This is a genomic window from Vibrio sp. S/42/10, assembly GCF_029890535.1.
Taxonomy (GTDB): domain Bacteria; phylum Pseudomonadota; class Gammaproteobacteria; order Enterobacterales; family Vibrionaceae; genus Vibrio; species Vibrio cyclitrophicus.
In genome coordinates this window covers 38,836-52,440 of record NZ_JAKMZC010000005.1, presented here as the reverse complement: position 1 = coordinate 52,440, position 13,605 = coordinate 38,836, and the positions used below count along the sequence as shown (strand labels likewise).

General features: G+C 43.9%; 13 protein-coding genes. 3 read left to right on the top strand and 10 right to left on the bottom strand.

Going from position 1 to position 13,605, the window contains the following annotated elements:
- Nucleotides 1–32 precede the first annotated feature (32 nt).
- Nucleotides 33–557 carry a hypothetical protein gene (locus tag L8S15_RS07585; RefSeq protein WP_010429725.1) on the top strand — a complete coding sequence of 175 codons (525 nt, stop codon included), beginning with the start codon at nt 33–35 and terminating at the stop codon, nt 555–557.
- Between the two features lie 298 nt (nt 558–855).
- Here L8S15_RS07585 and L8S15_RS07580 read toward each other — a convergent pair whose 3' ends face one another.
- The 5 genes from L8S15_RS07580 to nrdD all read right to left on the bottom strand — a co-directional run bounded on the left by L8S15_RS07580 (nt 856) and on the right by nrdD (nt 7,664).
- Nucleotides 856–2,463, bottom strand: coding sequence for an ABC-F family ATPase (locus tag L8S15_RS07580; RefSeq protein WP_010429727.1), 1,608 nt, complete (start codon nt 2,461–2,463; stop codon nt 856–858).
- 290 nt (nt 2,464–2,753) lie between these two features.
- Nucleotides 2,754–3,440, bottom strand: a complete 687-nt coding sequence (locus L8S15_RS07575) for a RimK/LysX family protein (RefSeq protein WP_010429729.1) — start codon at nt 3,438–3,440, stop codon at nt 2,754–2,756.
- A gap of 11 nt (nt 3,441–3,451) precedes the next feature.
- A complete protein-coding gene (locus L8S15_RS07570) occupies nt 3,452–4,636 on the bottom strand; it encodes an amino acid aminotransferase (protein WP_010429732.1) in 1,185 nt (394 codons plus the stop codon).
- 265 nt (nt 4,637–4,901) lie between these two features.
- A complete protein-coding gene (gene nrdG / locus L8S15_RS07565) occupies nt 4,902–5,369 on the bottom strand; it encodes an anaerobic ribonucleoside-triphosphate reductase-activating protein (protein WP_016785262.1) in 468 nt (155 codons plus the stop codon).
- A 174-nt stretch (nt 5,370–5,543) separates the two neighbouring features.
- Nucleotides 5,544–7,664, bottom strand: coding sequence for an anaerobic ribonucleoside-triphosphate reductase (nrdD, locus tag L8S15_RS07560; RefSeq protein WP_016767188.1), 2,121 nt, complete (start codon nt 7,662–7,664; stop codon nt 5,544–5,546).
- Between the two features lie 303 nt (nt 7,665–7,967).
- On the opposite strand from nrdD, the gene L8S15_RS07555 reads away from it, so the two are divergent.
- Entirely contained in the window at nt 7,968–8,801 is an 834-nt protein-coding gene (locus tag L8S15_RS07555; protein WP_280572364.1) for an endonuclease/exonuclease/phosphatase family protein, read from the top strand.
- A 205-nt stretch (nt 8,802–9,006) separates the two neighbouring features.
- On the opposite strand, the gene L8S15_RS07550 is transcribed toward L8S15_RS07555, so the two are convergent.
- The 5 genes from L8S15_RS07550 to L8S15_RS07530 form a co-directional block, all read right to left on the bottom strand.
- Nucleotides 9,007–9,438 (bottom strand): YeeE/YedE family protein, encoded by a 432-nt coding sequence (locus L8S15_RS07550; RefSeq protein ID WP_016798419.1) that lies wholly within the window; start codon nt 9,436–9,438, stop codon nt 9,007–9,009.
- Nucleotides 9,438–9,899 carry a YeeE/YedE family protein gene (locus L8S15_RS07545; protein ID WP_280572359.1) on the bottom strand — a complete coding sequence of 154 codons (462 nt, stop codon included), beginning with the start codon at nt 9,897–9,899 and terminating at the stop codon, nt 9,438–9,440. Before L8S15_RS07545 ends, L8S15_RS07550 begins: the two co-directional genes overlap by 1 nt.
- Nucleotides 9,900–10,108: 209 nt before the next feature.
- A complete protein-coding gene (locus tag L8S15_RS07540; RefSeq protein ID WP_016789145.1) occupies nt 10,109–11,341 on the bottom strand; it encodes a glycosyltransferase in 1,233 nt (410 codons plus the stop codon).
- A 109-nt stretch (nt 11,342–11,450) separates the two neighbouring features.
- On the bottom strand, nt 11,451–11,915 hold the full coding sequence (locus L8S15_RS07535) for a GNAT family N-acetyltransferase (protein WP_016785268.1): 465 nt from the start codon (nt 11,913–11,915) through the stop codon (nt 11,451–11,453).
- A 32-nt stretch (nt 11,916–11,947) separates the two neighbouring features.
- Nucleotides 11,948–13,045: a ketoacyl-ACP synthase III gene (locus tag L8S15_RS07530; RefSeq protein ID WP_016785269.1), complete on the bottom strand. Its 1,098-nt coding sequence runs from the start codon at nt 13,043–13,045 to the stop codon at nt 11,948–11,950.
- A gap of 122 nt (nt 13,046–13,167) precedes the next feature.
- Here L8S15_RS07530 and trxC point away from each other — a divergent pair, with 122 nt between their 5' ends.
- The gene (trxC, locus tag L8S15_RS07525; protein ID WP_004731082.1) at nt 13,168–13,602 is read left to right on the top strand and encodes a thioredoxin TrxC; all 435 of its coding nucleotides are present in this window, start codon (nt 13,168–13,170) and stop codon (nt 13,600–13,602) included.
- Nucleotides 13,603–13,605: the final 3 nt, after the last annotated feature.

The following is a 13,605-nucleotide window of genomic DNA, read 5'->3' as shown; positions in this document are numbered from 1 at the left end:
AATGCCGAAAATACAATTTATATGGAGTCACCATGCTAGGTCGCGCAAACAAGACTGTCCTTCTAGGGCTAGCTGCACTGTGTTCATTCTCTGCGTCTGCAAACAACTTTAACTACAACACATTCGAGCTACGCATGGGTACGAGCCCGAGTACGTTTGGTGGTGAAGTCACAACAATGTTTACCCAGAACTCTCATTTTGTTGCTCGTATCGATTCAGAATTTGAAAGTGATTGGGACGCAGCGGTAGGTATGGGATTCCACGGCCCAATAAGTCAATTTGCTGACGTTACAGGTCAAATGTTACTGCATAACATCGAACGTAATGACGACAACCACATCAAAACTGAAGTAAACATCGGTTTAAGAGCATGGATTTTGGCGAATGTTGAAGTCAATGCACGCCTTGGTCAGTTGATCGATAACGATGACACACGTTCGATTGTTGGTGTTGGCGCGCGTTTTCACTCAACAGATCAGCTTTCTGTAGGTCTAGATATGCGTAATAACGGTACTTACGGACACCAAATTTTGATGTCAGCTCGATTCGGTTTCTAGGCTAGATTCGATTTGTTACCTTGATCTAGTTGATTATCCTTATCCAGTTGAATCACTTTATCGAGTTAACTGATCTGGTCTCGCTTCATTTACTTAAATCTACACCTCAGAGATAATCCATCCATAAGTAGGTCTCGTTGATAAGTAGCTGTCGTTGATAAGCAATTTGGTACTTTGAGAAGTAATACGTAACAACTCGAATTAAAAAAGCCCCGAGCATAATCATGCTCGGGGCTTTTTATTACTTTCAATTATCGCTCGCTATTAGCTGTGTTAACACTTAGCGAGCAATTTGCTTCTACAGAGCAACCATCAGCATCTTTTTCTGATGATCTAAGTACTCTTCGTAAGTACCTTGGAAGCTAATCAGTTGCTGGTCTTTCACGTCAATAATGTGTGTCGCCAACGACGAAACAAACTCACGGTCATGACTGACGAAAATCAGCGTGCCAGTGTAAACCTTTAGTGCATCGTTCAGCGCTTGGATCGCTTCCATGTCCATGTGGTTGGTTGGTTCGTCCATCACAAGTACGTTAATGTCTTGCATCATTAGCTTGCCGAATAACAAACGGTTCTTCTCACCACCGGAACAGTTACGAGCCTTTTTGTTCGCATCATCAGCGGTAAACAGCAAGCGACCAAGAATACCACGTACCATTAGGTCATCATGTTTCACAGTACGCCACTGTGAGATCCAATCGAAAATGCTCAAATCGTTATCAAAGTCAGCTGTACTGTCTTGTGGGCAATAACCTACAGACGCATTTTCAGACCATTTAACGATACCTTGGTTTTGCTCAAGCTCTTGAACTAAACATTTCAGCAATGTGGTTTTACCAACGCCATTCTCACCGATAACCGCAAGACGAGTACCCGCTTCAAGTAATAAGTTACCACCAGTAAACAGAGTTTCACCATCGAAACCATGGCCAAGGTCTTGAATCTCAAGCGCTTGACGGTGTAACTTCTTACCTTCACCAAAATCAATTGATGGGCTCATACGACTTGACGATTTCACTTCATCAAGCGTGATTTTGTCCATTTTCTTAGCACGAGAACTGGCTTGTTTCGCTTTAGATGCGTTCGCGCCAAAACGGTTAACGAAATCTTGAAGTTCGCTAATCTCAGCAGCTTTCTTCGCGTTACTTGCTAGAAGTTGGTCACGAATCAAACCCGACGCCTCTAGGAAGTACTCGTAATTACCAGGATAAACACGTAGCTCACCGTAATCGATATCCGCCATATGCGTACAAACAGAGTTCAGAAAGTGTCTATCGTGCGAAATGATGATCATTGTACACTTACGCTGATTTAGCTCTTCAGCAAGCCAGTTGATCGTGTGGATGTCCAAGTTATTGGTTGGTTCATCAAGAAGCAGGATGTCTGGGTTTGCAAACAATGCTTGTGCTAATAGAACACGTAGTTTCCAACCCGGTGCAACTTGCTGCATTAAGCCGAAATGGAACTCTTCTTCGATACCCGCTTGGATTAGAATGTCACCGGCACGGCTTTCGGCTGTGTAGCCATCCATTTCCGCGAACTCACTTTCAAGTTCCGCGACTTTCATACCATCGTCTTCGCTCATTTCAGGCAAAGAGTAAATGCGATCACGTTCTTGTTTTACTTCCCACAGTTTTCTGTCACCCATGATCACAACGTCGATAACGCTGTATTGTTCGAATGCGAACTGATCTTGGCTTAGAACACCCAGTTTTTCCCCTGGAGTGATAGAAACATTGCCCGAGCTTGGCGTTAACGCACCACTTAGGATTTTCATGAACGTTGATTTGCCGCAACCATTAGCGCCGATCAAACCATAGCGGTTGCCGTTACCAAATTTAGCAGAGATGTTTTCAAACAGCGGCTCTGCGCCAAATTGCATTGTGATGTTCGCGGTAGATATCAAAGAACTAATTCCTAAGCGTGTACTGACAGATAATTATTAGACGGACTAACGCGCCTAAATAAGAAGTACGAAAGTATGGATTAAACATAAAACGAAGCGCGGATTATATAGAGATCAGGATCACATTGTCGAGGTTAAACAGTGAACGGATAGCGAACAATGCACAATTAAATGCATTTCGTCGGTTATTCGGCCATAAAAAGAAAAAATCCCCACTAATTCCATTAGCAGGGATTCGATTTATCAAAAGTAAAAGTGTCAGATCTCGTTTTAACTAAAACCGCTTAACGCTATTTAGTTATTTTTTTCTGAACGTATTTTTGTCCTACATCGACAACCGCAACGTCTCTAAAGAAGCTTCTACCCAACAGAAGTGGGAAAGCAAGATGCGTTCGGTCTGCTAATGTAAACTCGGTTTTGTCTTTTAGATCACCGATTTGAATCGCAGCCACAACAACGGCACGTCGTTGTGTACCTTCAGCGCTTGATTGCTTGATCTTAACCCAGCGTTCTACTGGTAAACTGATCTCTTCGGTTGTGATGCCGTCATGTTCAATCTTGAACTTAACCCAATCTTTTCCGTCACGTTCAAAATCAACAATATCAACCGCACTGATTGATGATGTTGTTGCACCCGTATCTACACGTGCTTTAAACGCTTCTTTCAAGCCCGGAACAAACACCCATTCTTCTTCTCCAAGAATCAGTTTGCCATCGCTTGTCTTCGTTGCTTTTTCTACTGGTTTCTCAACCGGTACTGGCTTTTTCTCTGGTTCGGTTGGTTTTACTTCTTCAGGCTTCTCTGTAGGTTCCGTGACCTTCTCACCTTCAGTTGCGTCAGTCTTTGAAGAGTCATCCACAACAGGTTGTTCTATTTGAGGCTTTTGCTCTGGTTCGACAGGAACTTGAGTCGTCGTGGAGCAAGCAAAAAGGCCACCACTTAGCATTAGAGTTACAATCGCTTTCCAATTATACATTCAGTCACCTTCTATTTTGAAACGTTGGCTATCGCTTTCGCTACATAAGGAATATGAGATTCAGAAAGACCTGCAATATTGATGCGTCCATCACCAACACCGTAGATTCCATATTCTTCACGTAATTGATTCATTTGAGTTTCTTTAAAGCCTAGTACAGTAAACATACCTTTATGGCTTTCAATGAAATCAAATTGTGACGTGTTATAAGTATTTCGCAATTCATCGCATAAACTTTGGCGCAGATTTAACAAACGCTGTTGCATTTCACTTAACTCTTGCTTCCAAATCGTTGTTAGCTCTTGATTCTGAAGAATTGTTTTCACTAGAGCCGCACCATGATCTGGCGGCATAGTGTAAGTTGAACGGGCCAGAGTTAGAAGTTTACCTTTTGCGTTACCAACGTGTTCGCTGTTCTTACCAATAACGATCGCAGCACCTGTTCTTTCACGGTACAAACCGAAGTTTTTCGAGCAAGATGTCGTGATAAGCATTTCTTCAACATTGTTAGCCATATGCTGAAGACCTTTTGCATCTTCTTCTAGGCCATCACCGAATCCCTGGTAAGCGATATCAACAAACGGTAAGAAACCATTTTTCTGCGATAACTTAGTAATTTCCTGCCACGCTTCAAAATCGATGTCAGCACCCGTTGGGTTATGGCAGCAACCGTGCAGCAATACTACGTCTGAAGGGCCCGCTTTCGATAGGTCTTCTAGCATTTTTGCAGTATCAACTTGCTTGGTTTGAGGACTGAAGTAATTGTAGTAGCGAACTTTCAAGCCAGCCGCTTCCATGACCGGTTTGTGGTTAACGTAGCTTGGGTTTGAAATCCAAACTGTCGTGTCAGGTTGAGAAACTTTCATTAAGTCTCCCAACATACGAAGTGCACCACTTGCACCTGGTGTTTGAATCGCAGCAACACGACCCATTGCAGAAGTCCCTTTAAGCAAAAGATCAACCATGCTCTGGTTGAACTCTTCACAGCCTGCTAGGCCAACGTAAGCTTTGGTTTTCTGAGTCTCGACAACAATATCTTGAGCCATAGAAACGGCTTTCATGATAGGTGTTTCGCCTTGGTCGTTTTTGTAAACGCCAATACCTAAATCGACTTTGTCAGTACGAGGGTCGCCACGGTAAGCGACAGAAAGAGATAAAATTGGATCTAAAGTTGGTTTTGGTAGATGTGAAAACATGAAAGTCACAACCCTTTGAAATTCAAGTAATGGCCTCCAAGTTATCATTTTATTTACAATTTAAGAAACAGAAATTCATCAAAGTTTTGATTTTTAGGAGATAACTCTAGTTGATACTGGTGCAATCTAATATTCCCTATTCCATATAGTTCAATATTCAATCAATTTACAAATTTAGAACGTCATAAAATAAAAAAGCCTCAACAGAGAAGCTGAGGCTACTAATTTGCACCAATGTAGGTTGACGTTAACTAACGAAAGTCTACTAGAGTCGGAACCGATGAATAATTTGGTTTGAACTACCACGCCAATCTAACATTGGGTCCGCTTTGTCTTGCTCGAAGCGGCCGTCAATCAAGGTATCAACGTATTCAAGCACTTGCTTCTGTTTGTCATCCAGCTCATCTAACTCATAACCCGTCCACATCCAAATATCTTTACCTTCACATTCCGCTTTTACACGCTGAACAAGCCTCAGCACTTCAGACACGTTTGCCGGATGCAGAGGATCGCCACCAGAAAGCGATAAACCACGACGCTTAATTCTCGGATCATTGAGGTCAGAAATAATTTGGTCTTGTAGCTCTTGAGTAAACAAATGCCCAGAGTCTAATCGTTGCGTCGACTGGTTATAACACCCGCGACACTGGTGCACACAACCCGACACAAACAACGTGCAGCGTGTTCCTGGACCATTTACAACGTCGATTGGATGATATTGATGATAATTCATAAGACAGTATTGAAAACTCGTTATTACTTAATAGGTTAAAGTGCAGTGCTGTAAGAACTGAAACGAAAGAACTGGTACCGACATGAAGCCGATACCAATCTTATTTCTTGAACCGTAGCTCTTCTAAGTGAGCGAGCTAAAGATCGCAGACCTTAACTAGGATCCTTTGTTAGATCAAAGGTGCTTCACGCGGCGTTTAACTTCTTCTTGCTTACCGAAGTTAAACGGTCGTGCATCTGGGCTACCAAGGTAACCACATACACGGCGTGTTACGGATACTTTGGTTGAGTCATGGTTGCCACACTTAGGACACGTAAAGCCTTTACTTGTACAGTCAAACTCTCCGTTATATCCACACTCGTAACATTCATCAATCGGCGTGTTGGTGCCGTAGTAAGGAACACGTGTGTAGCTGTAATCCCATACGTTTTCTAGCGCTTCGATGTTCTTCTGCATGTTCGGGAATTCGCCGTAACAGATAAAACCACCACTAGAGATTTCAGGATAAGGCATCTCGAAATCGATCTTGTCGTATGGGTTCACTTTCTTCTGTACGTCTAAGTGGAAGCTGTTTGTGTAGTAACCACGGTCTGTTACGCCATCAATCACACCAAACTCTTTGGTATCGATGCTGCAGAAACGGCTGCATAGGTTTTCACTTGGTGTTCCGTATAAGCTGAACGCGTAACCTGTTTCTTTCGTCCAAGATTCCACTTCACGCTTCATGTACTCCACCAGCTCAAGCGCTTTAGTGCGCATTTCGCCATCGTCGTACAGGTGAACGTCAGTGCCGTAAAGTGCGGTCATCGCTTCGTGGATACCAATGTAACCAAGAGAAACAGAAGCACGGCCGTTCTTGAAGATATCAGCGATTGAGTCGTCTGCTTTCAAACGAACGCCACATGCACCTTCCATATATAGGATTGGGGCAACACGCGCTTTCACGTTTTCTAGACGAGAAATACGAGTTTCTAGAGCACGACGAGCCAGCTTCAGTTTTTCATCAAGCAGCTCATAGAACTTAGCCATATCTTGCTTCGCGTTAATCGCGATACGTGGCAAGTTCAAGCTAACTACACCTAAGTTGTTACGTCCTTCATGAATCAACTCACCGTTTTCTTCGTAAGTATTCAAGAAGCTACGGCAACCCATAGGCGTTTTAAATGACCCTGTCACTTCTACTACTTTGTCGTAGTTAAGAATGTCTGGATACATACGCTTAGACGCACACTCAAGCGCTAATTGCTTGATGTCGTAGTTTGGATCTTGCTTCTGGTGATTCAAACCATCTTTAATCGCAAACACCAGTTTAGGGAACACGGCTGTTTTGCGGTTCTTACCCAAACCTGCAATGCGGTTTTTCAAGATAGATTGCTGGATAAGTTTTGAACCCCAGCTTTCGCCTAGACCAAAACCAAATGTTACGAATGGTGTTTGACCGTTAGCTGTGTGCAGCGTGTTTACTTCGTACTCCAGAGATTGGAACGCGTCGTAACACTCTTTCTCTGTACGAGAGATAGCAAAAGCTTCTGGGCTATGAATGTCCCACTCTTTCGCTAGAGATAAATGCTTCTCGTAGCTCGCCATTACGTAAGGCTCTAAAACCTCATCGATACGGTTAATCGTAGTACCGCCGTAGATGTGGCTCGCCACTTGCGCGATGATCTGCGCTGTTACCGCTGTTGCCGTAGAAATAGACTTAGGCGTGTCGATTTCCGCGTTACCCATCTTGAAGCCATGCGTTAACATGCCTTTCAGATCGATAAGCATACAGTTAAACATTGGGAAGAACGGTGCGTAGTCTAGATCGTGGTAATGAATGTCACCACACTCGTGAGCTTGTACGATGTCACGCGGCAAAATGTGAGTTTTTGCATAGTGTTTAGCCACGATACCCGCCAGCAAATCTCGCTGAGTAGGGATTACTTTACCGTCTTTGTTGGCATTCTCATTGATCAGATCAACATTGCTTTCTTCGATCAAGCCTTCGATCTCACGCGTTAAAGCGCTTTGCTTTTCACGTGCGATGTCACGGTCATGACGATATTCAATGTAGGCACGAGCCAGAGACTTATACGGTCCCTGCATTAGCTCATTCTCGACCAAAGTCTGAATTTCAGAAATATGAACTTCATCGTAGTCTTCGAGCTTCAACTCAACTGCTAATGCCACATTCAGAGCATAAATAGCAATTTCCTTATCGGCTTTGTCTGATGCTGCTTCCACTGCAGCTTGGATACGATCTCTACTGAATGGAGCTCTTGAGCCATCACGCTTGATTACGATTGATTTCACCACTTCTCCTTACTCTTGAGGTATTCACAGACTTATCCACAAATACACTATATAGAGCGATTTATCGTTTAACTAACACTAGATATTGTGGCGTATTTAACGAGAACCACCAACTTTGAGTATTGATTTGGATCAATAAAACGCGCACGCTGAACAAGATAAATCCAATATTATTACGTGAGTTCTCAAGTCGAAAAGAAACAATGTAACAATAAAAAAACTGCTAAAAAGAGTTGAATTTTTGGTAAGTGTTGTAGGATAACGGCTCAACTATATTGGACACCAAAATTAGGGATATTTGGGATGAAACGACTTCAAAAGTGGATAATGTTAGCTTGCTTACTCAGTAGCCAGACATTTGCTGAACCTTTGACCATATCCAGTTGGAATATCGAATGGTTATCAACCAACGAGGCTGTGAATAAGTTTTCTGCCCAACGCGATCAATCTGATTTCGACAAACTTGAAGAATACTTTCAATCCTTAGATGCGGATGTAGTCGCCTTTCAGGAAGTCGATGACATCAATGCCATTCAACGCATCGCTGGCGATCAATACAAAATCTTGATGTCTGATCGTTCATTGCCCAAAAACAGTAACCGACAATTCAAAGAAGTGAACCAATATACGGGCTTCGCGGTTCGTAAAGAAATCGCTCTCACTGACTACGCTGACTTTCCTCTGGAAACGAGTGCTAACAGCAAGCTTAGGTTTGCCAGTTATATGGTTGTGGAAACGGATTCAAAACCAATTCATATGTTGTCAGTGCATTTAAAGGCGGGTTGCAGCGGCGCGTATAAGTCTAACCGCGACTGTTCAAGGCTCAAAGACCAAGCTCAACAACTGAATAAGTGGATACAGCAAAGAGAACGTAAAGGCGAAGACTACGCGATTCTGGGCGACTTTAACCATAACCTCTCCTATTCAAGAGATTGGATGTGGAAAGATATGACGCAAAATACCGATGCTCAGTTGGCAACACGAAAAACTCGAGCAGATTGTAAGGTACGCTCAAACCGCAATAATCACCGTACACATCAGTTTCGTTCAGTGATTGATCATATTGTGGTGAGCAAGTCCTTGAATGCTTCTCCTGCGAAACAAAAGGTATTTGAAACGCAAGATGTGCTGGACTAGAAACTCAGTGACCACTGCCCAGTTTCAACGACGATTAAATAGTAGATTTTAGATAACAGCAGATTGTAGATAACTGAAAATAATAGAAACAGTAAATATAGAAAGAGGCTGACTCGCTTTCAGCAAGAAAGCCAGTCAGCCTCTATGCTTGATCAGCTCAGAACGAATAACTTCAAAGCCAATGTAATCAGCGATAAGCTTGCTACTAACACGTTTTGTTCATACGATCCGCCAGCCACATTCCCACCAGCATGCTTATCATAAAAACCCACACCGTCGGGTTGCCGCCACTTAGGCTGGTTACCGCAGGGCCTGGGCAAAAGCCTGCAATCCCCCAGCCTAAGCCAAACGCTGTAGATCCAAGAATCAGCTTTCTGTCTATCAACGGATTGTTACGGCTATCTAACGGCTCGCCATTGATGGCTTTAGCGCGCTTTTTAATGACCAGATGATAAAACGGTGCAAAGACCAATAGCGCGCCACCCATGACGAATGCCAAACTAATGTCCCAGTTACCGGTAATGTTTAAGAAGCCGAGTACCTTCTCAGGATCAACCATCCCTGAGATGATCATGCCAGAGCCAAAAAGAATACCTGCGACCAAACCGATAACGATAGTAAATGAAGCGTTTTTCATTATGCCCCCAAGCCAGTCAGATTCTTGATAAACACGGTTACGATTGCCACACCCATAAATACACAGGTCGCAACAATAGAACGTTTAGATAAACGAGCCATTCCGACAATGCCATGCCCGCTAGTACAACCGTTCGCTGTTTTAGTACCAAAGCCCACCAGAAGGCCAGCAATAATCACTAAAGCGAGATTCATCTCTTCTAACTGCGGAAGTTGGTAGCCCGTCGGAATTAATAGCCAACCACTTGCGACCATTCCCACAACAAAGGCGATACGCCAGTGTTTTTCGGTGTTTGCTGTATCCGTATCTTTACGTTCTTTGTTGCTGGTGCCAGTTGGCAATAATCGGCTGACAATGCCACTAATGCCAGCAACTCGACCAATCCCCAACATTAAAACAATGGCCGACACGCCTAACAACATGCCACCGAAAAAAGCATCCCAAGGAATCAAACTAAGCACAAACCTCTCCTATCCACAAACATCATAAACTCATAACAACCTATAAATTAGAGTTTACTAATAAATATAAATTAGTCAATGCTAATGTACTGCGAGTATGTGTCGTTTTGTAAGTCTGGAATTAACAAGCGCCCTGCATGAAAAAAGCCCCTAGGCGTTAACCTAAGGGCTTATGATTTAATTCGGTTGTATTGGTTGTACTATGTAAGCTACTTAGTCTTGTTCTTTTCAGCTATCCACTGGGACATATACTTCGTGCTCGCCATGCTGTGGTGTTTGAGCATCGAACCAAAGAAGTTATCCAGTCGATGAGATTCAAGATCCGACTCTAACGCAATCAATCGCTCAATCAATGTGTCGCCCAGTTTATTCTGCTCGTAGTGCGCTTCAAGGATTGAATGACATCGGCTTTGTGCCTTAAGCCACTTCTCTTCATCTTTATAAAGGGCAACTGCAGCTTCAACAAATTCGTCGACATCATCAGCAACCGCACCTGGCCATTGCAGTTCTCCTTGTGGCAACATGCCTTCGCTGCCGATTTCACTGGTCACGTTCGGAGTCTGTAGCTTCATCGCATCAAGTAACTTGCCTTTAATGCCTGCGCCAAATCGTAAAGGTGCAACACACACACGAGCCTGCTCCATCACTTCTTGAGCGTCTTTCGCCCAACCTTTGATATGGAAGCCAGTTTTAGGGTTATGCAAAGCCGTCGCTTTCGGTGGCGGGTAAGATCCATAAATATGAAGTTCAGTGTCTGGCAACTGCTTGCGAATCTTCGGCCAAATCTTCTGTAACTGAAGTACGGCATCCCAGTTCGGTGCGTGTCTAAAGTTACCTATCGTCATGAAATGCTTACGTTCTTCAAAGCTTTTCGTGCTTTCAGGTAGACTGTTGAGATCAACCATGAACGGCAAGTGATGAAGCAGTTTTGGATCGATATTGAACTCAGCTTGAAGCAGTTCCATCTCGTAGCTAGAAATGATCAACGAAAGATCACAACGCAGAATCGCAGCAATTTCACGTTTCGCTAAGTCACTGTACAAATGCGCTTTGGTCAGTTCAGTCTCTTTCTTAACCGCTTCGTGTCGAGCATTACGTAAGAACTGTAAATCTTCCGTATCCAGTAACTTAAAGGCATTCGGGCATACCTTTTCCACGCGCCAACCAAACTGCTCTTCCATCATGAAACGGTCAAACATCACGACATCGGGTTGCAGCTCTTCGATGTACTGGTCAAAGCTATCGCAATTCAACTGTATAGATTGGCTTGTGATGTCCTCTTCAGAGAGATCAATCATGTGCTCGGTTTCTTGAGCTGGCGTTGCAAATTCAACTGACCAACCTTGTCTCTTGAACAATCGTAAAAGTGACATCATATGGCTGCCAGCCGCCGATGAATTCGGTTCAGGCCAAACGTAGCCAATTGCTAAAACTTTCTTCAAAACACTTCCTAAGAAATAACAAAAGGGACTAGATTAGTCCCTAATTAAACGTTTATCGATGACGGTCGGTTTGTACCGCTGATTATAATTGGTTCTAAGAACTCAGCGATCAGATCCGCTCACCCACATTGCGAGCTATCATAAGCACTTCGTCAGCAGAGTACAGGTTTGAAATCGTGGTTTCGACCTCTGCTCCCAATGTCGACTGATACAGCTTCAGCGCAAAGTTATCCGCTCTGGTGGTCACTAAAACATGCTTTAGTGTTGAGCCTTGCTCCGCCAAATGCTGTTTTACCTGCGGCAGGGAATCTAGAATCAGCTTTTTGCCCAATCCTTTACCCTGTGCGCTTGGTAATACCGCAAGTTGTTCTAACTCTAATACAGCTTCAGGTCTAAACCCACTCTTCTGAACCCAGATGATGTAACCCACGATCTCACCTTCACTCTCTGCAACAAAGTTAAGAAAGCGTGGCGCGGCATTTAAGTTACATTGTAACCAATCTTTTGAGTTCTGTTGTCGAACAAACGTTGCTTGGTGGACTAAAGCCGCCCCATCTAGGTCGGCTTTAGTCATAAGACGTACTTTGGTTACTGTATCCATCAGCGTTATTCGCTCGCTGAATTCGGGTGTGTTTTACAGTGTAAAATGGCTCTTTCTAAAAGCTCTAACGCAGATTTGTCGGCTTCTGGAAGCTTAGCATCTGATTGACCTAGTGGTTCAACACGGCTACCCCATTTAATGTGGCCAGCACCCCACGTTAAACCCGCTCCAAATGCCGCAACAAGAATGTTGTCGTTAGGCTTAACGAAACCTTGTTCTAGCGATTCACACAATGCGATTGGCACAGTCGCTGCGGATGTGTTGCCGTAGTTTTGGATATTAACAAACGCTTTCTCGCGATCGATACCCGCCATATCACACAGAGTTTGAATGATTCGGATGTTCGCTTGGTGCGGAATCACAACGTCAATGTTGTCGGTTGAGATACCTGTGCGGCTCAATACTGTGTGTGCCGCTGCGCCCATGCCTTTCACTGCACGTTTAAAGATCTCTTTACCAACGAAATCAAAGTCCCAGTAGCCGTTATCAGCCGCAAAGCGGTCCATAGAAGTACCGAATTTTGGTACCGCTAGAATATCACGGCCTTCAGCATCACAACCGATCTGAGCTTCTTGTAAGCCAACTTGCTCTTCAGTGCGAGATAGAACCACTGCACCAGCGCCATCACCGAACAGAACTGCAGTATCACGCTTGGTCCAGTCGATGAAGAATGACAGACGCTCAGCACCGACAACGATAGCATTGCGGTAGTTACCCGCTTGAATCAGTCGAGTCGCGGTTTCAACACCGTAAATGAAGCCAGTACACGCTGCGTTAAGGTCGAAAGCCGCTGCACTTTTAATGCCTAGGTTCTGTTGAACCTTAGACGCAGTATTTGGAATAAGAGAATCTGGGCTGCACGTCGCGATGATAACAAGATCGATATCTTCAGCGGTTAGGCCAGCACACGCCATTGCATGTTTCGCTGCAACAGTCGCAAGTTCAGAGGTATTTACATGACTGATACGGCGGTTTTCGATACCAGTTCGAGTTCGAATCCACTCGTCAGACGTATCAATGAAAGTGCTTAGATCATCATTGGACAGCACGGCTGGTGGCAGACACTTTCCCCAGCCAGTAATTTCGGCGTAAAATTTTGTCATCATTTACCTGTTTATTGTTTGTTTTTATTTAAGTATCGTATTCTTGTTTTAAACAGTATAAGCGTTCCGTGCGCGATTCGTAAATCGCGTTAGACACGGAGTTGCAATAAAAAGAGAAAGTTATGTCTACATTCAACACACGTTGCCCTTCTTGTAATGGCGTAAACCGAGTTCCTTCAGAAAGAATTTCAGAAAGCCCAACCTGCGGCAAATGCAAAACAGCATTGCTCGATGGTGCTCCTATCGAGGGAACGTCACTTAATTTCCAATCTATCTTGAACAGTTCACAGCCTGTGGTTGTCGATTTTTGGGCGACATGGTGCAACCCATGTGTGGGCTTTGCGCCAGTGTTCAGTGACGTCGCAAAAGAACGTTCGGGAGATGTTCGATTCGTTAAGATTGATACTGAAGCTCAGCAACAACTTGCCGCGATGTACCAAATCAGAAGTATTCCCACGGTGATGGTGTTTAAAGACGGTAAACGTGTCGATACGATTAACGGTGCGTTACCAAAAGGCCAATTTGATCAATGGCTTAATCAAGCTCTGACCAAATAGACC

Bases quoted from the DNA above. Each gene is read 5' to 3' on its own strand.
- L8S15_RS07575 (WP_010429729.1), bottom strand. From the start codon at position 3,440: ATGTATAATTGGAAAGCGATTGTAACTCTAATGCTAAGTGGTGGCCTT.
- L8S15_RS07530 (WP_016785269.1), bottom strand. From the start codon at position 13,045: ATGACAAAATTTTACGCCGAAATTACTGGCTGGGGAAAGTGTCTGCCA.
- L8S15_RS07535 (WP_016785268.1), bottom strand. From the start codon at position 11,915: ATGACTAAAGCCGACCTAGATGGGGCGGCTTTAGTCCACCAAGCAACG.
- trxC (WP_004731082.1), top strand. From the start codon at position 13,168: ATGTCTACATTCAACACACGTTGCCCTTCTTGTAATGGCGTAAACCGA.
- nrdG (WP_016785262.1), bottom strand. From the start codon at position 5,369: ATGAATTATCATCAATATCATCCAATCGACGTTGTAAATGGTCCAGGA.
- L8S15_RS07570 (WP_010429732.1), bottom strand. From the start codon at position 4,636: ATGTTTTCACATCTACCAAAACCAACTTTAGATCCAATTTTATCTCTT.
- L8S15_RS07585 (WP_010429725.1), top strand. From the start codon at position 33: ATGCTAGGTCGCGCAAACAAGACTGTCCTTCTAGGGCTAGCTGCACTG.
- L8S15_RS07555 (WP_280572364.1), top strand. From the start codon at position 7,968: ATGAAACGACTTCAAAAGTGGATAATGTTAGCTTGCTTACTCAGTAGC.
- L8S15_RS07550 (WP_016798419.1), bottom strand. From the start codon at position 9,438: ATGAAAAACGCTTCATTTACTATCGTTATCGGTTTGGTCGCAGGTATT.